This window comes from Streptomyces sp. 11-1-2 (genome assembly GCF_003595545.1).
Classification (GTDB): domain Bacteria; phylum Actinomycetota; class Actinomycetes; order Streptomycetales; family Streptomycetaceae; genus Streptomyces; species Streptomyces hygroscopicus_B.
This window is the reverse complement of sequence record NZ_CP022545.1, coordinates 10507700-10527445: the sequence shown is the minus strand read 5'-3', so window position 1 is coordinate 10527445 and position 19746 is coordinate 10507700. Positions and strand designations below refer to the sequence as shown.

General features: G+C 70.7%; 18 protein-coding genes. 14 read left to right on the top strand and 4 right to left on the bottom strand.

Going from position 1 to position 19746, the window contains the following annotated elements:
• Positions 1 to 84 precede the first annotated feature (84 nt).
• From CGL27_RS45085 to CGL27_RS53690, 4 genes are all read left to right on the top strand, one after another.
• Positions 85 to 705 carry a LysE family translocator gene (locus tag CGL27_RS45085; protein ID WP_119993423.1) on the top strand — a complete coding sequence of 207 codons (621 nt, stop codon included), beginning with the start codon at positions 85 to 87 and terminating at the stop codon, positions 703 to 705.
• A gap of 49 nt (positions 706 to 754) precedes the next feature.
• Complete coding sequence (locus CGL27_RS45080; protein WP_119993421.1) at positions 755 to 1210, top strand: PaaI family thioesterase; 456 nt, start codon at positions 755 to 757, stop codon at positions 1208 to 1210.
• A 76-nt stretch (positions 1211 to 1286) separates the two neighbouring features.
• The gene (locus CGL27_RS45075) at positions 1287 to 2462 is read left to right on the top strand and encodes a pyridoxal phosphate-dependent aminotransferase (protein ID WP_205587970.1); all 1176 of its coding nucleotides are present in this window, start codon (positions 1287 to 1289) and stop codon (positions 2460 to 2462) included.
• Positions 2463 to 2639: 177 nt separating this feature from the next.
• Positions 2640 to 3224 carry an MBL fold metallo-hydrolase gene (locus CGL27_RS53690; protein ID WP_346345790.1) on the top strand — a complete coding sequence of 195 codons (585 nt, stop codon included), beginning with the start codon at positions 2640 to 2642 and terminating at the stop codon, positions 3222 to 3224.
• Here CGL27_RS53690 and CGL27_RS45065 read toward each other — a convergent pair.
• Positions 3125 to 4750 carry a beta-eliminating lyase-related protein gene (locus tag CGL27_RS45065; protein ID WP_346345773.1) on the bottom strand — a complete coding sequence of 542 codons (1626 nt, stop codon included), beginning with the start codon at positions 4748 to 4750 and terminating at the stop codon, positions 3125 to 3127. The two genes, CGL27_RS53690 and CGL27_RS45065, sit on opposite strands and share 100 nt — an antisense overlap.
• Positions 4751 to 4927: 177 nt before the next feature.
• Complete coding sequence (locus CGL27_RS45060) at positions 4928 to 5776, bottom strand: PhzF family phenazine biosynthesis protein (protein WP_119993417.1); 849 nt, start codon at positions 5774 to 5776, stop codon at positions 4928 to 4930.
• Between the two features lie 434 nt (positions 5777 to 6210).
• On the opposite strand from CGL27_RS45060, the gene CGL27_RS45055 reads away from it, so the two are divergent.
• From CGL27_RS45055 to CGL27_RS45040, 4 genes are all read left to right on the top strand, one after another.
• Positions 6211 to 7623, top strand: a complete 1413-nt coding sequence (locus tag CGL27_RS45055) for a family 2B encapsulin nanocompartment shell protein (protein ID WP_119993415.1) — start codon at positions 6211 to 6213, stop codon at positions 7621 to 7623.
• 100 nt (positions 7624 to 7723) lie between these two features.
• Positions 7724 to 9061 (top strand): family 2 encapsulin nanocompartment cargo protein terpene cyclase, encoded by a 1338-nt coding sequence (locus CGL27_RS45050; protein WP_119993413.1) that lies wholly within the window; start codon positions 7724 to 7726, stop codon positions 9059 to 9061.
• Between the two features lie 5 nt (positions 9062 to 9066).
• The gene (locus tag CGL27_RS45045; protein ID WP_107439187.1) at positions 9067 to 9978 is read left to right on the top strand and encodes a geranyl diphosphate 2-C-methyltransferase; all 912 of its coding nucleotides are present in this window, start codon (positions 9067 to 9069) and stop codon (positions 9976 to 9978) included.
• An 87-nt stretch (positions 9979 to 10065) separates the two neighbouring features.
• Entirely contained in the window at positions 10066 to 10449 is a 384-nt protein-coding gene (locus tag CGL27_RS45040; RefSeq protein WP_078645901.1) for a VOC family protein, read from the top strand.
• Between the two features lie 43 nt (positions 10450 to 10492).
• Here CGL27_RS45040 and CGL27_RS45035 read toward each other — a convergent pair whose 3' ends face one another.
• Positions 10493 to 11626: an NAD(P)/FAD-dependent oxidoreductase gene (locus CGL27_RS45035; protein ID WP_078645900.1), complete on the bottom strand. Its 1134-nt coding sequence runs from the start codon at positions 11624 to 11626 to the stop codon at positions 10493 to 10495.
• Positions 11627 to 11935: 309 nt separating this feature from the next.
• On the opposite strand from CGL27_RS45035, the gene CGL27_RS45030 reads away from it, so the two are divergent.
• Positions 11936 to 14335, top strand: a complete 2400-nt coding sequence (locus CGL27_RS45030) for a SpoIIE family protein phosphatase (protein ID WP_240450857.1) — start codon at positions 11936 to 11938, stop codon at positions 14333 to 14335.
• A gap of 34 nt (positions 14336 to 14369) precedes the next feature.
• Here the strand turns inward: CGL27_RS45030 and CGL27_RS45025 are convergent, their stop codons facing one another.
• The gene (locus CGL27_RS45025) at positions 14370 to 15422 is read right to left on the bottom strand and encodes an Lrp/AsnC family transcriptional regulator (RefSeq protein WP_240450856.1); all 1053 of its coding nucleotides are present in this window, start codon (positions 15420 to 15422) and stop codon (positions 14370 to 14372) included.
• Positions 15423 to 15563: 141 nt separating this feature from the next.
• Between CGL27_RS45025 and CGL27_RS45020 the strand changes: the two genes are divergently transcribed.
• The 5 genes from CGL27_RS45020 (at position 15564) to CGL27_RS45000 (ending at position 19714) form a co-directional block, all read left to right on the top strand.
• Positions 15564 to 16289, top strand: a complete 726-nt coding sequence (locus CGL27_RS45020) for an SDR family NAD(P)-dependent oxidoreductase (RefSeq protein ID WP_119993410.1) — start codon at positions 15564 to 15566, stop codon at positions 16287 to 16289.
• A 211-nt stretch (positions 16290 to 16500) separates the two neighbouring features.
• Positions 16501 to 16920, top strand: a complete 420-nt coding sequence (locus tag CGL27_RS45015; RefSeq protein ID WP_119993408.1) for a YciI family protein — start codon at positions 16501 to 16503, stop codon at positions 16918 to 16920.
• The gene (locus CGL27_RS45010) at positions 16917 to 18092 is read left to right on the top strand and encodes a DUF6596 domain-containing protein (protein WP_119993406.1); all 1176 of its coding nucleotides are present in this window, start codon (positions 16917 to 16919) and stop codon (positions 18090 to 18092) included. Before CGL27_RS45015 ends, CGL27_RS45010 begins: the two co-directional genes overlap by 4 nt.
• 152 nt (positions 18093 to 18244) lie before the next feature.
• Positions 18245 to 18793 (top strand): YciI family protein, encoded by a 549-nt coding sequence (locus tag CGL27_RS45005; protein ID WP_078645894.1) that lies wholly within the window; start codon positions 18245 to 18247, stop codon positions 18791 to 18793.
• A 138-nt stretch (positions 18794 to 18931) separates the two neighbouring features.
• Positions 18932 to 19714, top strand: coding sequence for a DUF899 family protein (locus CGL27_RS45000; RefSeq protein ID WP_119993404.1), 783 nt, complete (start codon positions 18932 to 18934; stop codon positions 19712 to 19714).
• The last annotated feature ends 32 nt before the right edge of the window (positions 19715 to 19746 follow it).

Below are 19746 nucleotides of genomic sequence, written 5' to 3'. Positions count from 1 at the left end.
TCACGAGGCTGGAGCGCAAACACTTTCGGGCAGATCGCACGTAATCTTCCCTCTCAGAGCAAGGAATGTGAGAGGGATCGATCGATGGACACGACGACGGTGGCGGCTTTCCTGGCAGTGGACCTGCTGCTGGTGTTCACCCCCGGCGCGGACTGGGCCTATGCGATCGCGGCCGGGCTGCGAGACCGTTCGGTCGTCCCGGCGGTCGCCGGGCTGATAGCCGGATACGCGGGGTACACGCTGCTCGCCGTGGCGGGCCTGGTCGTGATCGTGGCGAGTTCGGCCACGGTCCTCACCGTGCTGACCGTCGCCGGGGCCGCCTACCTGATGTGGCTGGGCTGGGGCGTACTGAGGCGGCCCGCCACTTTGACCGCGTCCACCGAGACCGTGGCCTCCTCACGCTGGCAGATCGCGCTCAAGGGGGCCGGTATCAGCGGCCTGAACCCGAAGGCGCTGCTGCTGTACTTCTCGCTCTTCCCGCAGTTCATCCACCCCTCGGGCGGCTGGCCCGTCGCCGCGCAGACCGGGCTGCTCGGCACGGTCCACATGACGGCCTGCGCGGCCGTCTATCTCACCGTCGGCGTTCTGGCCCGTACCGTGCTCAGGACCCGGCCCTCGGCGGCCCGGACGGTGACCCGGGTCTCCGGTGTCATGATGATCGCCATCGGCGGTCTCCTGCTGGTGGAACGCCTGGCAGGCTCGTGAACCCGCCCTGTCCGTACGAACCATGCGATGTCCGCTGAAGGAGCAGTACGTGAAAGACCAGGCGCAGCAGGAGCAGGCGAGCCCCGAGGTGCGCGAGCGTATCCGGGACAGCTTCGGCCGGCAGGGGCTGATGAGCCACCTCGGGGCCCGGATAGCGCACATCGCGCCGGGCCGCGTGCACATCGTGCTCCCGGCCCGCCCCGAGGTGACCCAGCAGCACGGCTACGTCCACGCGGGCGCCACCAGCGCGATCGCGGACAGCGCCGGCGGCTACGCGGCCCTCACCCTGTTCCCCGAGGACGCCGAGGTGCTCACGGTCGAGTACAAGATCAACCTCCTCGCGCCCGCCGCCGGTGACCACATCGAGGCGGTCGGGACCGTCCTGAAGTCCGGACGTACCCTGGCCGTCTGCCAGTTGGAGGTGTTCGGTGTCCAGGACAGCGGGCGGAAGCTCGTCGCCAACGGGCAGCAGACGCTGATCCGGGTGCAGCGATCCGAGCGGTGAAGTCGCCGAAGCCCAAGGGAATCATCGTCCTGGCAGTTCCGTCCGCCATCGAGCCGGAGGTCGCGGCATGAGCACCATACAGATCTCGCAGCGCGCCCAGGCCGTAGCCCCGTTCTACGCCATGGAGTTCGGCAAGCAGGCCGCCGCGCTGGAGGCCCAGGGGCATCACATCGTTAAACTCAGCATCGGCGAGCCGGACTTCGGCGCGCCCCCGGCCGTCCTGGACGCGATGCGCGGGGCAATGGACGGACGGCCCATGCCCTACACCGAGTCCCTCGGACTGCCTGCGCTGAGGCGGGCCATCGCGCGGTTCTACCAGGATGAGCACGGTGTCGAGGTCGCTGCTTCCCGGGTCGTCGTGACGGCGGGGGCCTCGGCAGCCCTGGTGCTGGCCACGGCCGCGCTCGTCGATCCCGGCGACGAAGTGCTCATCGGCGACCCGTCGTACCCCTGCAACCGGCAGATCGCCGAGAGCTTCGGTGCCCGCGTCACGCTCGTACCCACCACGGCCGGAACCCGCTTCCAGCTGGACGCGGAATCGATGCGCTCGCACTGGACGGACCACACCCGCGGGATCATGATCGCCTCCCCCTCGAACCCGACGGGCACTTCGGTGCCGGCCGACGAACTCGCGGCGATCTGTGACGTCGCACGCGAGCGCGGCGCATGGCGCATCGTCGACGAGATCTACCTCAACCTCAGTGACCATGACGCACAGGGCCGGTCTCCGCGCAGCGCGCTGTCGTACGACCCCGACGCCGTCGTCATCAACAGCTTCTCGAAGTACTTCGGCATGACCGGCTGGCGGCTGGGCTGGTGTGTCGTACCCGAGACGCTCGTACCGGCGATGGAACGCCTGGCACAGAACTACTTCCTCTGCGCCTCCGCACCCGCCCAGCATGCCGCTCTGTCCTGCTTCACCACCGAGTCGCTCGCGGTCTGCGAGGCCCGCCGCGTCGAGTTCGCCGAGCGGCGCGCGCTCGTCCTCGACGGCCTGGCACGGATCGGACTGCCGGTTCCCGTCCCGCCCGACGGCGCCTTCTACGTCTACTTCGACGTCAGCGGCACGGGGCTCACCTCATGGCAGTTCTGCGAACGGGCGCTCCAATCGGCACATGTCGCCCTCACTCCGGGCAGGGACTTCGGCGTCCACACGGCGGACAGCCACGTCCGCCTCTCGTACGCGGCGTCGGCCGACGAGCTCCGCGAGGGGATCGCCCGGCTCGGGACGTTCGTGGCCACGCTTCCGTAACGCGGGCGGTCACTAGTGCTTGCTCACCGCCGCGTCGAGGAGGGGCCGAGTTCCCGGGCCACTGTGGTCAGGGCCCGGATGTCCCGCTCGGCCCGGGCGATGAGAATCGCCCGTTCCAAAGCGCTGATCGCTGACACGGAGGTTGTTCATGGATGATGACGCCGAGCGGCTCCCGGCCTGGGTGACCTGGCGGCGCACGCCCTTTCCCGACGCGAACACGCTCCTGCTCCACGGGCGGCAACCCGCCCTGGTCGACAGCGGTTTCGTCGGCCACGCCGAGGAGACCGCCGCCTGGGCACGCGCCCGTACGGGAGACATCGCCCTGGTCGTGAACACCCTCCCCCAGACTTCGTCCGGGGGTGCCCCCAGCACTCCGACCACGTCGGCGGCAACGCCCTCCTCCAGGCCCACGGTGCCGCCATCGCCGCCGGAGTCCCGGAAGCCGAGGCCATCGCCCGCAGGGACCCTGGCTGCTGCGCGGCCGAATACCTCGACCAGCCGGTCGCCCCGTACACGGTCGACATGCCGCTCGACGACGGACAGCTCATCCGGCTCGGCGACACCGACTGGGAGGTCGTCCGCACCCCCGGGCACACCCCCGGCCACCTGGCACTGTGGCAGCCCGAGGTGCGGCTCCTCGTGGTCGGGGACGCGCTGTCGGACTACGACGTCGGCCGGGTGAACCTCGCCCTCGACGGCCCAGACGCGGCCGCCACCGCGCTCACCTCCCTCAAGCGGATCGCCGGCCTCGCCCCCGCGTGATCCTGCCCTCCCACGGCCCCATCCCCACAGATCCCGGCGCGGCCTTCGCCACCGCTCTCCGCCGTGCCCAGCGCCTCGTCGACGACCCGGACGGAGCCGTCTGGTACGGCGCGCGGCGGATCTTCGCCTTCGCCCTGATGATCCGTGGCGGCATCCCGGCCGGCGAGGTCGAGCCCTACCTGTCCGCGCGTGCGTGGCTGACCGACGCCGCACGGCTCCTGGACCGCACACCCGAGGCACTCGCCACCGAGCTGATCGACACCATGCTCGGCAGCGGCGCCGTCGTGCTGCGCGACGGCCGCCTCCAGGCCGCCGCGGACCACACCCCCGTCCCGGCGGAAGCGCTCCGGGTGCCGTACCCCCGGGCGTGGCCGACAACGCGACCGCGCTGATCGACCGCCCCGGCGCACGGGAGATAAGGGCCGCGCCTGCCGAAGCCCGGTACGCCGCCTCCAGCCCGGCCCGTCAGAGGGCGTGGCGGCGGACCGCGTCGAGGAGCTGGTCGATGTCGTCGGCGCTGTGGGTGAAGGTGGTGACGAAACGGACTGTCCCCGGCTCCCAGCGGTCGTGGTGGAAGACGTAGCCGTCCGCGAGGAGTCCTTCGGTGACGTGCTGGGGCAGGCGGCAGAAGAGGATGTTGGCCTGGGGGTGACCAGAAGGCCGATGTCGGGGATGGCCTTGAGACCGTCGCCGAGCCGGGCGCACATCGCGTTGGCCTGGCGGGCGTTGTGCAACCAGAGGTCGTCGGTGAGGTAGGCGTCGAGCTGGGCGGCGTGGAAGCGCATCTTGGAGGCGAGCTGGCCGGCGCGCTTGGCGCGGAAGCCGAGCTCGGTGGCGAGTTCGGGGTCGAAGGAGACGATGGCGTCGGCGGTCATCGCACCGTTCTTGGTGGCACCGAAGGACAGCACGTCGATGCCGGCCTTCCAGGTCATCTCGGCCGGGGTGGCGCCGAGGTGGTCCAGGGCGTTGGCGAAGCGCGCGCCGTCCATGTGGACGCGCAGCCCGGCGTCCTTGGCGATGGCGCACAGGCGGCGGATCTCCGCCACGGTGTAGACGCTGCCGAGCTCGGTGGCCTGGCTGATGCTCACCGCGGAGGGCTGCACACTGTGCACGTCACCGGCCTTGCGACGTACCGCCGCATACAGCGCATCGGGGTCGATCGTGCTGTTGTCGCCGGGAACGCCGACGAGCTTGGCACCGGCGGTGAAGAACTCGGGTGCGCCGCATTCGTCGTGGTTGATGTGGCTGTCGGGGTGGGACAGCACGCTGCCCCACGGCGGGGTGAGGGCGGCCAGGCTCAGACCGTTGGCGGCGGACCCGGTGGAGACCATGAAGACATCGACGTCCCGCTCGAAGATCTCGCTCAGCTTGCGGCGGGCGCTGTCGGTGAAGGGGTCGTTGCCGTACGGCAGGACCTGCCCGGCAGCCGCGTCGGCGACGGCCTGGACTATCTCCGGGGATGCTCCGGCCATGTTGTCGCTGATGAAGGCGCGGCCGGCGGGGGTGGTGGCGATGGTGGAGCTCATGAGTGGGTATTCCTTGGTGTCAGGTTCCGATGGGGCCGGCGAAGACGACGGTCAAGTGCGCTTCCCGCGGTCCTCCCGAGCGAGGAGACCCGCCTGCATACCGCAGGTGACCGGGGCTCGGCACCGGACCGAACAGGCCGAAGGCGCAGGCGCGGTCGCCGCGGAGAACCGAGCAGGTCAGAGGGTGATGGTGCCCCGGATGTAGCTGGTGGCGGCGCCGCCGACCCAGACGGTGCCGTCCTCGTCGGCGATGACGTCGACGGTCCCGGCCCGGCTCAGGCGCGCGCCCTGGGAGACTCGGTAGGCGGACGGCGCCGCACCGGTGGCGGTGAGCCACTGCCCGACCGAGGCGTTCATGCTGCCGCATACGGGATCCTCGGCCACGCCGACGCCGGGAGCGAAGGTGCGCATCTCGAAGTCGTGCTCGGATCCCTCGGGGTGGGCACCGATCGCGCCGACCATCGCGTCCGGGATGAGGGACAGGTCGGGTTCGAGGGCGAGCACCTCCTCCGCCGTGGGCAACTGGACCACGGCCCAGCCGGGTCCGTTGTCGGCCCACTGGTGGGCGATGACACGATCCCGCTCGATACCGAACGCGGCGACGATCCGGTTCAGGTACGCGTCGTCGAGCGCGCCGCCGCGGACCAGCGGCGGGGCGGCGAACGACAAGGTGCCATCACCACGGCGCACGGTGACCAGGCCGGCGCCGCACTCCTGCACGATGCGGTCCGCGTGCCGAGGCACGCCCCCGTTGTCCAGCCACGCGCGCGCCGAGCCGAGCGTGGGGTGCCCGGCGAACGGGAGTTCACCTCCCGGGGTGAAGATCCGCAGCCGGTAGTCGGCCTCCGGCGTGGTCGGGGGCAGGACGAACGTGGTCTCGGACAGATTCGTCCAGCGCGCCAGCCGCCGCATCTCCTCGTCGGTGATCTCCGCCCCATCGAGGACGACGGCGACCGGGTTGCCCAGATAGGGGCTCGTGGAGAACACGTCGACCTGCATGAACGAGCGTGCGCGTGGCGTAGTCATCAAGGGCCTTTCGAAGTGGCGGAAGCGGCGAAGCGGTTTCGGGCGTCCCGCGTGTCCATGGAAGCTTCATCCCAGCGGCTGCCCGCCCGGTGGAAAACAGCCAGTCACGACTGGGTGGACTGATCACTGGGGCGGGGAGAGAGCGGGCAGGATCCCGCACGATGGCGGCGCATCCCGTGCCGACGCTCACGCCCGTCTCGACACCCACGTGCCGTGACCGCGTCCGAATACCGTCGGCCACCGGGGCAAACCACGGGCGGGGCACGGTCATCTTATCGAGTTAATGCCAGCGGCTCTCCGAGGCCGAATGGGCGCACCGGCCGCTACTGTTCCCCAGGTCTGGACGGATTCCCGGACGTTTCCCCCCTCCTTTCCTCTTTGCCGGTGACGCGCACGCACGCCAGCCATCGCCCTCACGAAGGAGAGCTCGCCCGATGACTGTTGGTACCAGCTCGGAAGCGCCTCTGGAGCCGCCTCGGCAGTCCAGCCTGAGCACGGCGGCCGCCCGCAACCTCGCCACCACGACCAAGTCCGCCCCGCAGATGCAGGGGATCACCTCCCGCTGGCTGCTGCGGACCCTCCCCTGGGTGGAGGTCGAGGGCGGCACCTACCGGGTGAACCGCCGGCTGAGCTACACCGTCGGCGACGGGCGCGTCGAGTTCGTCCAGGACGGTGCCGACGTCCGGGTGATCCCCCGCGAACTCGGCGAGCTGGCCCTGCTGCGTGGCTTCGAGGACGTGGAGGTGCTGACCGCCATCGCCGACCGCTGCGTCCAGCGCGACTTCCGCGCGGGCGAGACGCTGGTGGAGCGCGGCAGGCCCGCCGAGGAGTTCCACCTGATCGCCCACGGCCGCGTCAGCCAGACCTCCGTCGGACCGTACGGCGATGAGACCGCCGTCGCCATACTGGCCGATGGCGACCGCTTTGGTGAGGGCGCTCTGCTGAACGCGGAGGCCCGGTGGGACTACACCGCCACCGCCGAGACCGCCGGCACCCTGCTCACCCTGTCCCGCGCCGACTTCGCCGCCGTGCTGTCCGCGGCGCCGAGCCTCCAGGCGCACATCCGGGAGTTCAGTTCCCTGCGCGGTCACGCGCAGAACCATCGCGGCGAGGCCGAGATCGCCATGGCGGCCGGTCACACCGGCGAGCCCGCGCTCCCCGGCACGTTCGTCGACTACGAACTGAAGCCGCGCGAGTACGAACTCTCCGTCGCGCAAACCATTCTGCGGATCCATACGAGGGTCGCCGACCTCTACAACGAGCCGATGGACCAGACCGAGGAGCAGCTCAGGCTCACCATCGAGGCACTGCGTGAGCGCCAGGAGCACGAGCTGATCAACAACCGGGAGTTCGGCCTGCTCCACAACGCCGACTTCAAGCAGCGCATCCAGCCCCACTCGGGCCCGCCCACCCCGGATGACCTCGACGAGCTGCTGTGCCGCCGCCGCGGCTCCAAGTTCTTCCTCGCGCACCCCAGGACGATCGCGGCGATCGGGCGGGAGTTCAACTCCCGCGGGCTCTACCCGACCCACGTCGACCTGGGCGGGCAGCAGGTCCCGGCCTGGCGCGGCGTCCCGATCCTGCCCTGCAACAAGATCCCCGTCACGAAGGAGAACACCAGCTCGGTCCTCGTCATGCGCACCGGCGAGGACAACCAGGGCGTCATCGGTCTGCGCCATACCGGTCTGCCGGAGGAGTACGAACCGGGTCTGTCGGTGCGCTTCATGGGCATCGACGAAAAGGCGATCATCTCCTACCTCGTCACTACGTACTACTCCGCCGCCATCCTGGTGCCGGACGCGCTCGGTGTGTTGGAGAACGTGCAGATCGCCCGCAGCCGCGACTAGAGGTCCTGCCCTGCCCGGCGGCTACGAGAGCCCGGCGCTCCCAGCCGGCCGAGCATGCCCGTGATCCGGGACAGCCACCCACCCCACCGAGGAGCTATGGATGCCCGCGCCTGAGCCTTCCCCTCCGCAGCCGAGCCCGCCCGCGGCTGGTCCGCACTCCGGGGCGTTTGTCCTCGCTGAGGCCGCCGCCCGCGCCCGCGACATCAGGACCGCCTTCGGCGGCGGCAGATCCCCCGCGCCGTCCATGCCCGCATCGCCTCCCGCCGACGCCCCTGCCACCGGTGCACCTCCCACCGACATTCCTGCCGCCGAGGTGCGAACAGCGGGCGCCGACCTGGGTCGGATCCTGCGTGGCCCCAGTGGCCTGGGCACGGTGGGCCTGCACCTGGCCCGGTGCGAGGGCGCGTCGGCGCCGGTGGAGCCGGTAGAGCCGGTGGAGCCGCCGACGGCTCCGGCGGAAGGCACCCCGGTCCCGGGCCTCTACCACCATCCGGTGCCGGAGCCCGACCCGGTGCGGGTGGAGGAGGTCAGCCGCAGGATCAAGACCTGGGCGCTGGACGAGGTCGATCTGTACCCGGAGGACTGGGAAGACCAGTTCGACGGCTTCTCCGTGGGGCGCTATATGGTCGCCTGCCATCCGGACGCTCCCACCGTCGACCATCTGATGCTCGCCACGCGCCTGATGGTCGCCGAGAACGCGGTGGACGACTGCTACTGCGAGGACCACGGAGGATCGCCCATCGGCCTCGGCGGACGGCTGCTGCTGGCGCACACCGCCCTCGACCCCTTGCACACGACGGAGGAGTACCAGCCGCGGTGGGCGGAGTCGCTCCATTCGGACGCGCCCCGGCGCGCGTACCGCTCCGCCATGGAGTACTTCGCCCAAGCGGCCAGCGCCTCCCAGGCGGACCGGTACCGGCACGACATGGCCCGTCTGCACATGGGGTACCTCGCCGAGGCCGCCTGGGCCCAGACGGACCACGTGCCCGAGGTGTGGGAATACCTGGCGATGCGCCAGTTCAACAACTTCCGCCCCTGCCCCACCATTACGGACACCGTCGGCGGCTACGAGCTGCCGGCGGACCTGCACGCCACGCCCGCCATGCAGCGCGTCATCGCGCTCGCCGGGAACGCCACCACCATCGTGAACGACCTGTACTCGTACACCAAGGAACTCGCCTCCCCCGGGCATCACCTGAACCTGCCCGTGGTGATCGCCGAACGTGAGGGCATCTCCGACCGCGAGGCCTATCTGAAGTCGGTCGACGTCCACAACGACCTCATGCACGACTTCGAAGCCGAAGCCGCGGCTCTGGCCGCCGCCTGCCCCGTCCCGAGCGTGCAGCGCTTTCTACGGGGCGTGGCCGCGTGGGTCGACGGCAACCACTACTGGCACCAGACCAACACCTTTCGCTACAGCCTGCCCGACTTCTGGTAAGAAGAATGGACTTATCTGTGACCAGTACCGACCTCACCACCGACGCCGCCATCTCCACCAGCGCCGCCTCCGTGTTCATCCCCGCCCCGGTGACGCCCTACCAGGGGGACATCGCCCGCTACTGGGACGGCGAGGCCAGGCCGGTGAACCTGCGTCTCGGCGATGTCGACGGCCTTTACCATCATCACTACGGCATCGGCGCTGTCGACCGCACCGCCCTCGGCGACGCGGACGACAGCGCATCCGAGAAGAAGCTGATCGCCGAACTCCACCGCCTGGAATCGGCACAGGCCGAACTCCTCCTGGACCACCTCGGCCCCATGGAGCGCGACGACACGCTCGTGGACGCCGGCTGCGGCCGCGGTGGCTCGATGGTAATGGCCCACCAGCGCTTCGGGTGCAAGGTCGAGGGCGTCACCCTGTCGGCCAAGCAGGCGGACTTCGCCAACCAGCGCGCCCGCGAGCTCGGCATCGAGGACCATGTCCACGCCCGTGTCTGCAATATGCTCGGTACGCCCTTCGAGACCGGGCAGATCGCGGCCTCGTGGAACAACGAGTCGAGCATGTACGTCGACCTGCACGACCTCTTCGCCGAGCACTCCCGCATCCTCGCGGTCGGCGGTCGCTATGTGACCATCACCGGCTGCTGGAACCCCCGTTACGGCCAGCCCTCGAAGTGGGTCTCCCAGATCAACGCGCACTTCGAGTGCAACATCCACTCCCGCCGGGAGTATCTGCGCGCCATGGCCGACAACCGGCTCGTACCGCAGGCCCTCATCGACCTCACCGCCGCCACCCTGCCGTACTGGGAGCTGCGAGCCACGTCCTCACTGGTCACCGGCATTGAGGAAGCGTTCATCAACTCCTACAAGGACGGCTCCTTCCAGTACCTCCTGATCGCGGCCGACCGCATCTGACCGCCTCCTGGCACACCGCCCCGTCGCCATGTGGCGGGGCGACGTGCTGCCGGCCGGCTCTCGGGTTGTCTACGTACACTGACGGGCATGGCCTGCCGCATCAGTGAACTGGTCCTCGAATGTGCCGACGCCGAGCGGCTCGCCGCGTTCTGGAGCGAGGTCCTCGGCTACGTCGAACTCGGCCGGGAAGACGACGGAAGCATCGAGATCGGGCCGCCCGACACCGGTTTCGGCGGCCTGCGGCCCACCCTCGTCCTCAGCCCCAACAGCGACCCGCGGACCGGGAAGCTCCCCCTGCACATCGACGTCAACGCCACCGACCGCGACCAGGACGCCGAGTTGGAGCGGCTGCTCGCTCTCGGCGCCAGGCCCGCCGACGTCGGCCAGACCGGCACCGAGAACTGGCACGTCCTGGCCGACCCGGAAGGCAACGTGTTCTGCCTCCTGCACGCCCGGCTCCAACACCCCTGACCTGGGGCGGATGTGGCCACCCTGGGTTCCCTCGGCCGGTGTCTCACGGGGTCTGCTCGTGGCCGGTCATCATGTTGATCAGGCTGTGGGGTGCGCCCGCTCCGTAGAACATCTCGTGGACCTGGATTCCTTCGGTGGCGGCCGCGGCGCTGCGGGGGAACATGGCCTGCTCGTACTCGGTGAGCGCGGCCTCGACGTCCTCGGGGTGCGCGGCGAGGGCCTTGCCCAGTTCGGCGCCGTCGTACATGGCCAGGTTGGCGCCCTCGCCGTTCGGGAGCGAGAGGTGGGCGGCGTCGCCGAGCAGGGTCACCCCCGGCTGCCGCTCCCACCGGTGCTCGATGGGCAGGGCGTAGAGGGGCCGCAGGACCGGTGCGGTGTCACCGTCGGCGATCAGCGCGGTGAGTTCCGGTGCCCAGCCGTTGAACTCCTGCGCGATCCGTACGGTGGCCGCGGCGGAATCGGTGAAGTCGATGTCCGCGAACCAGTCCCGCGGCCGGGCGAGCATCATGTAGGCGTGCAGGGTGCCGGCCCGCTCCCGGTGAGCCAGGAATCCCTTGCCCGGCGCGAGCGCGAACAGCGACCCGCTGCCGACCGCCTTCGCGCCGGCCGGATGCCGGGTGTCGGCGTCGAACAGGTAGGTCTCGACGAACGACATGCCGATGTACTCGGGTGCCGCACCGGAAAGCAGTGGCCGGACTCGGGACCACGCGCCGTCGGCGCCGACCAGCAGGCCGGTGGTGACGGTGGTGCCGTCGGCGAAGGTCACCTCATGGCGGCCCGCACCGAGGGCACGGGTACCGCTGGCCTTGTGGCCCCACCGGACGGTGCCGGCCGGGAGCGAGTCGAGGAGCATCTGCCGCAGCTCGCCGCGCAGCACCTCGGGGTTGCCACGAGTGCCGTCGTCGGCATGGTCGAACAGGACGGTCCCGTCCAGGTCGAGAACCCGTATCGCCTGGCGGCCCTCCAGGATGAGGCTACGGAACTCGTTCATCAGGCCGGCCGCCCGCAAGGCGGGCTGTCCGCTGTCCTCGTGGATGTCGAGCATCCCGCCCTGCGCACGCGCCGTCGGAGAGATCTCCGCCTCGTAGACCGTGGCCGGGATGCCGTGGAGGTGCAGGACGCGGGCGAGCGTCAGGCCGCCGAGTCCGGCACCGATGATCGTGACGTCAGTGGTCATGCTGGTTCCTTGTTGTCGCACGCCTGCCGAATGGGCATTCGGCAGGATCTCTTGAAAAGTTCCAGACTCCGCCGACACGCCACCGACAACGCGACCGACAGCCACCGACAACGAGCATGTGCGTACCGACGCCGCCGTCACCCCTGACGGGCGTAATGTATGTATATGGGTGATGTTCGGTGCGGTTGGTGCGATGCGCCGCTACCGAATCGGGCCGGCCACAACCGGCGGTATTGCAGTCCGGCACACCGGCAGGCGGCCTGGCGGGCGCGGTGTCGGTGGCCGGCGGCGGCCGAGTCGCGGCAGGCGATGGTGCTCGCCGGCGCGGATCTGCTGGACCGGGTTCAGGCGGCAGCGCAGCGGGCGGGTGAGCTGTCCCCGGCGCGGGAAGCCGCGGTGGGCTGCCACTGCGCCGCGGTGGCGGAGGTTCCCGGACTGGCCGAGCGGTTGGTGCGGCACGCGGTGCTGGCCGATCGGCAGGCCGGGGTCGGCTGGGCGCGGATCGGCGCCGCCTTTGGGATCAGCGCCGAGGCGGCCAGGCGCCGCTTCGGGCGTGTGCGGCACATCGCGGAGGAGGGGCAGGGGGCGCGGGAGGATGCCTCACCTGTCGCCGGCTCCGGTATGGAGCCGCTGGATGCGTTGCTGTGCACGGCGGTACGGGAAGCGGGCGCGTCCACGGGCCTGGTGTATCTGCTGCCGCCCGGCGGACAGGTGCTGCGGCTGGCCGTGATGACCGGGATGCCGCCGAAGATCGCCGAGCTCTGGGAACGGTTGCGGCTTCCGGCTTCGGGTCCGGTGGCGGACGCGGTGCGTGAGCGGCGCCTGGTGTGGCTCGCCAGCCAGGCGGAGCTGGCGCGCCGCTACCCGAGGGCAGCGCTGGTATGGCCCTACCCGGTGGCGCTTGCCGCCGCACCGGTCACATCCGGCACCACTGCCTGGGGCGGACTGGTGCTGCTGTGGCCCGGACCGCGCCGGCCGCACCTGAGCGCCCATGAGCGCACCGTGATCGGCTCCACCTGCGACCGGGTGGGGGCGTTCCTGCGGCATGCCGCCGCGGACGGCCATCCGACAGCACCCGAAGAGCCACACGTGGCGGCCCCGCCACGGACCTGGACCGCCGGGCCGGTCCAGGCACAGGCCGCGGTGGACTTCGCCGACCGCCTCCCGGAGGGCTGTTGCGCGCTGGACGTGGCGGGCCGGATCACTTTCATCAACGCCACCGCCGCCGATCTGGTCGGCGGGAGCGTCCCGGATCTGCTCGGCGCACCGCTGTGGGAGGCGCTGCCATGGCTGGACGACCCGGTCTTCGACGACCGCTACCGGACCGCTGTGCTCGGCCGCCGGCCCACGTCCTTCACCGCCCTGCGCCCGCCGGACCGGTGGCTGTCCTTCCAGCTCTGCCCGGATGCCTCCGGTGTCAGTGTGCGCGTCTCCCCCACCGACAGCACCGCCCCGATCGACCGCCCGGGACGCGGGGCGGACATCGCCACACCGACACGGTCCGGCAGGCTGTACGACCTGATGCACCTGGCCGGCGCGCTCACCGAGGCCGTCAGCGTTCAGGACGTGGTCGAGCTGACCGCCGACCTGGTCCTGCCCGCCTTCGGCGCCCAGGGCTTCGTCCTGTCCGTGGCGGAGGGCGACCGGCTGCGTGTCGTCGGCCACCGTGGATACCCACCCGAGGTCATCAACCGCCTCGACATCCCTCCCCTCCGGGACGACTCGGCCCCTACCGTGCGCGCCGTGACCACGGGAGCACCCCTGTTCTTCGCGTCCCCGCACGAGATGAATCAGCTCGCTCCCTACATCCCACGGCTGACCAAAAGGGCGGCCTGGGCGTTCCTGCCGCTGCTGGCCTCCGGTCGCCCGGTCGGCTGCTGCGTGGTCTCCTACGACCGGCCCCACGACTTCACCCCTGACGAACGCGCCGTCCTGACCTCTCTCGCCGGACTGATCGCCCAGGCCCTCGACCGCGCCCGGCTCTACGACGCCGAACACCAGCTTGCCCACGGTCTGCAGAGCGGCCTGCTGCCCGCCGCCCTCCCGACCGTGCCCGGGCTGGAGGTGGCGGCCCGCTATCTGCCCACGGCTCGCGGCATGGACATCGGTGGCGACTTCTACGACCTCATCCGCTGCGACGCCACCACCGTCGCCGCGGCCATCGGCGACGTCCAAGGCCACAGCGTGAACGCCGCCGCCCTCATGGGACAGGTCCGCACCGCCGTCCACGCCACCGCCGGGGCACATCCCGGGGAAGTCCTCGCCCGCACCAACCGCCTGCTCACCGACCTCGACCCCGGCTTGTTCACCAGTTGCCTCTACGCCCACATCGACCTGGCACACCACGTCGCCCACCTGGCCACAGCCGGCCACCCGCCCCCGCTCCTGCGCCACCCCGACGGACACACCGAGGTCCTCCACCTGCCACCCGGCCTCCTGCTGGGCATCGACCCCGGCGCCGACTACCCGGCCACCGAGATCCCCCTGCCGCCCGGCGCCGTGCTGGCCCTCTACACCGACGGCCTCGTCGAGAGTCCCGACGTCGATCTCGACGACGCGACCACGCACCTCGCCGACCAGCTCACACAGGCCCGCGGCCAGCCCATGGACACCCTCGCCGACACCCTCATCCACCACGACCCGCATACCGATCCCCACAGCGATGACATCGCTCTGCTCCTGCTCCACCCGCAATCGGTCGTCGGCTGACAGAGCCATCGCCCGGCTCGCCGGTCCCGCGCCTTCAGCGTCGCGCTCGAGCGCTGTGCGGTGGGACGAGACGGTCGCCGGACACGAGCGTGCCGGCCTGCTTGATCTGCTGAAGCAGAGGAGAGACCTCCATGCTCTGGAGACCGGACAGCGACCCGATGCGGTCCGAGGTGTATTCGAACAGCTCGTCGAGGTCGCGGCAGTGCGCAACGGCATGGAGGTTGTAGGGCCCGGAGACGGCGGCGGCGAAGGCTATTTCGGGTTCCCGCGCGAGTGTGCGTCCGATGTCCTTGACCGCCGTCGGGTGCGCTCGGAGCCAAAGGTTCGCCCGAGCGTGATAGCCCAGTGCCGCTGCGGCGATCTCGACATCGATGTGGACGACCCGGCGCCGGAGCAAGGCTTGAAGACGGCGTGATGCACGTCCAGGCGTGAGGTTCGCCGCTGCGCCGAGATCGACAAGACCGACGCGACCGTCTGCGGCGAGAAGGTCGAGCATCTTCTCGTCCTCGGGGCTGAGGTGCACGGGAACGCGAGGGACAACCGGGGATTCCGTGAAAGGGGCGCCATCGCTCCCGAGCATCGACTCCTGCTGTGGAGTCAGCGTGCCGCGTAGAGCCGCCCAATAGTGGCCGCGGCCTCCGACAAACTGACGGAGTATCGCGGACGCGTTGATGTCGATGACAGCCGCGGTGCGCGGAAGTCGCCGGCCGAGGAGGTCCTCGCGCTGTTCCCGAGTCCGCGACCGGACCGCGCAGGTGATTTCGGAGCCCGCGGCGCCGAGGGCCACCCAGCTGACATCGTCGCGCTTCGCGAGTGCGTCGGCGATCGCCGTAACGCTGCCGGGGCGGCACCGCAGTCGCACCAGCCACCTGCTCTGTCCCAGCGCCCCCGGATCGACGACACCGGCTACGCGGATGACGCCATCGGCGAGCAACCGACGATATCGGCGGCCGACGGCCCCCTCGGAGAGGCCGAGCACCGCTGCGATCGAGGCGAACGAGGCCCGTGGAGCCACCTGGAGTGCGCGAATGACTCGCACATCATCGGGCTGCAGAGCGGCGGATTCAGCCATCAGCGCTCCTGTCATGAGGGCAATCGTACAAATCCGCGCCCCGGACGTGCCCCGAGTGCGATGGAGCGGCAAGGCTTGAGGCGCATCAGAAGCGCATGAGGGGTGCCGCTCGTCACAGTCGGCACTCCGAAACTCGAAATAAGGGGATGACACGGAATGTCGTCAACTGACACGGACCAGCACCCGCCAACCGCTCTCATCGTCGGGGCGTCGCGCGGTCTCGGACACGCGATGGCGGCCGAACTGTTCGACAGGGGATGGAACGTCATCGGCACAGTCCGGGACGCGACCGCTCGCACCCTCTTGCACGACCTCGCGGACCGCTCCGACGGGCGCGTCCGCGTCGAGCATCTCGACATCAACGAGCCCGCACAGCTGGCGCCCCTCCACGAGCGTCTCGCCCAACGCGAACTCGACGTGCTCTTCGTCAACGCGGGGACCACGAACAACGAGCCGACGCCGATCGGTGCCGTTCCGACGGCCGACTTCGTGGAAGTGATGGTCACCAACGCGCTCAGCCCGATGCGCGTCATCGAATCACTCGAAGACCTCGTTTCTCCGACCGGACTCATCGGGGCGATGTCCTCCGGGCAAGGCAGCATCACGAACAACACGACCGCATCGCGCGAGGTCTACCGGGGCAGCAAGGCGGCCCTGAACATGTTCATGCGCGGCTTCTCCGTCCGACAGGTCCAACAGCACGAGACCCGGCGCGCATTCGTCCTCATGGCGCCTGGCTGGGTCAGCACCACCCTGGGGGGACCGGACGCGCCACTCACCATCGGCGACAGCGTCCCGCGGGTGGTGGACGTTCTCCTGTCCAGGCTGGGGAAGCCTGGTCTCGAGTATCTGGATCGCTTCGGTCAGACCGTCCCATGGTGAGCCCGGCCCCGGGAGCGGGCACCGCTCAGTCCGCCCCGCCCGCGACAGCACCCCGTTCGATCGCCAGCCGGGTCAGTTCGACCCGCGTGTTGATATCGAGCTTGGTGTAGATGTGCTTCATGTGGGTGGCGATGTCGAGAACCCGCGACCGGCTCCGTCCCCGAGGTGAACGCGACCACAATGGGTCGCATCAGCACCGAGGAGAAACACGATGGCCAAGTACTTGCTGCTCAAGCACTACCGTGGCGCTCCGGCCGCGGTCAACGACGTACCCATGGACCAGTGGGAGCCGGAGGAGGTCTCGGCGCATGTGCAGTACATGAACGACTTCGCGGCGCGGCTGGAGGGGACCGGCGAGTTCGTCGGCGGCCAGGCACTCGCCCCCGAGGGGACGTGGGTGCGGTACGACGGTGAAGGGCGCCCGCCGGTCACCGACGGCCCGTTCGCCGAGACCAAGGACCTCATCGCGGGCTGGATGATCATCGACGTCGACAGCTACGAGCGCGCCGTCGAACTGGCCGGGGAGCTGTCGGCCGCCCCCGGGGCGGGCGGCAAGCCGATCCACGAGTGGCTCGAGCTGCGCCCGTTCCTGGGCCCGCACCCCACCATCACGGAGTGCCCTCATCGATGAACGAGGCCCTGATCCGGAGCCTCACGCCGAGCGTGCTCGCCGTCCTCGTCCGCCGCGGAGCCGACTTCGCGGCGGCTGAGGACGCCGTACAGGACGCACTGGTCGAGGCGGTCCACGGCTGGCCGGCCGACCCTCCGCGGGATGCGAAGGGCTGGCTGGTCACCGTGGCCTGGCGCAAGTTCCTCGACGCCACCCGCTCTGATGCCGCCCGCCGCCGGCGGGAGGACCGCGTCGACGAGGAGCCGGCGCCCGGGCCCGCGCCCGCCGTGGACGACACGCTCCAGCTCTACTTCCTGTGCGCCCACCCGTCGCTGACGCCGTCGTCCGCGGTCGCGCTCACCCTGCGCGCCGTGGGCGGGCTGACCACCCGCCAGATCGCCCAGGCGTACCTGGTGCCCGAGGCGACCATGGCGCAGCGCATCAGCCGGGCCAAGCGCACCGTCTCCGACGTGCGATTCGACCAGCCCGGCGACGTCGCCACCGTGCTGCGCGTCCTCTACCTGGTCTTCAACGAGGGCTACTCCGGCGACGTCGACCTCTCCGCCGAGGCCATCCGGCTCACCCGGCAGCTCGCGGCCCGGGTCGACCACCCCGAAGTGGCCGGGCTGCTCGCCCTCATGCTGCTCCACCACGCCCGGCGTGCCACCCGGACCGCGCCGGACGGCAGTCTGGTGCCGCTCGCCGAGCAGGACCGCGGCCGGTGGGACACCGCGTCGATCGCCGAGGGCATCGAGATCCTGCAGGCGGCCCTCGCCCGCGACCGGCTGGGCGAGTTCCAGGCCCAGGCCGCCATCGCGGCACTCCACGCCGACGCGCCCACCGTCGAGGAGACCGACTGGGTGCAGATCCTGGAGTGGTACGACGAGCTCGTGCGCCTGACCGACAGCCCGGTCGTCCGGCTCAACCGCGCGGTGGCCGTCGGCGAGGCCGACGGCCCGCGCGCCGGTTTGGCGGCGCTCGCGGAGCTGAACGACTCGGCCCCGACCTCTTCGAGCAGGGGGCACCCCATGCCCCGCCACACCGCGGTGGCGGCGTACCTCCACGAGCGCGACGGCGACCTGGCGACGGCGGCACGGCTGTACGCCGAGGCGGCCCACCAGGCACCCAACCTCGCCGAGCGCGACTACCTGACCCGCCAGGCCGCCCGGCTCAACGCCCTTCGACGTGGCTGACGAGTCGCGCCCGGACATTCCCGCGGCACTGGGCGCGGCCACCGCCCGATTGAGCACTGCCGTCCGACGGAGTGCTGCCGCGTGCGGAGCGTGCCGTCATCGGCGCCGAATTCCGTTTGAGGCGCCGCCGTATGTCGGGGAGAGTCGGTGGCATGGAGTTCTTCTGCTATCACCGCGATCGGCCCGGCTCCGTCACCTTGCGCAAGGAGCTGTCGGAAGAGCACTGGTCGTACATGGACCGGTACGCGGCGGAGATGATCGCTCGCGGCCCGACCCTCGCCGACGACGGCGATACGCCCACCGGCAGCGTGCACATCCTCGGCGTGCCGGATCCCGCCGCCGCCCGTGCGTTCGCCTTCGACGAGCCGAACTACCAGGCCGGCGCGTACCGGGACGTGCTGTTGCGACGGTGGCGCAATGTGCTGGGGCGCACCATGTGGGATTTCCCCGGCGGCCGGACCGGTGGCCATCGGTACCTGGTGCTCGGCCTCGGCTCGGGGGAAGCCGCCGACCTCGTCGTGCCGCCTGGCCGGGACGAGCTGATCGCGTACGGGCCGCTGCTGTCCGACGACGGCGCCCGCTGGCTGGGTACGGCGGTGCTGCTGCGGGCCCCGGACCCGGACACGGCACGCGCCGTCCTGACCCCGGACCGGTATGCCGCCATCGAGGTCCATGACTGGGAGTTCGGCGGGCGGCGGTGATGCCCGACGTGGCCGGTACGGGCTCGGCCGAGTGTGCCTGCTGCCGCGATGAGTTCCGGCCGGGACGCGAGTCTGTTCTGGTGACCGTCGTAGGACGCCGTACGACGCCGCCCGGCACGAGACACCACGGAGGACACCATGACGACCGCAGCGGACGACCCGACCACCGCGCTGCCCGGCCGCCCGCCCATCGTCGACCTGGCCACCTGGCAGGCCGCCCGTGACGCGTTGCTGGTCCGCGAGAAGGCTCACACCCGCGAGGGCGACGCCATCGCCGCGGCCCGCCGCCGGCTGCCGATGGTGGAGTTCGACGGGACGGTCGAGGTCGTCGGACCGGACGGCCCGGTCCCGTTCCTGGACCTGTTCCAGGGCCGCGACGAGCTCGTGGTCTACCAGCACATGTGGCACGACGGCGCGCCGCACCAGGGCCAGTGCGAGGGCTGCACCACCACGGCCTGGCACCTGAAGGACGCCGCCTACCTCAACGCCCGCGGCGTCTCGTTCGCCATCCTGACCACGGGCCGGTGGGACGAGGTGGCCGCCTACGTCGAGTTCATGGGCTACACCGAGCCCTGGTACTCGGTGCGCGACGTGGCCGCGCCGGTCGGCGGGGACATGGGGTACCTCACCTCCTTTCTGCGCGACGGCGACCGCGTGTTCCTCACCTACTCCACGACGGGCCGTGGCAACGAGCGGGTCAACGGGTCCCTCGGCCTGCTCGACATGACGCCCTACGGCCGCCGCGAGGCGTGGGAGGACGACCCCGAGGGCTGGCCCGAGGGGCGCGGCCCTTGCTGGTCCTGGCGCACGGACGCGGACGGGAACGCCACCTGGGGCCCGACCAGCCGCCCCGTGCCGCAGTGGACCCGCCCCGGCGCGACCCCCGTGGAGACCCTCGGCCGACACGGCCACCACTGCTGACACGCCTTCGCCGACGGCGGCGGCTCTTCGCC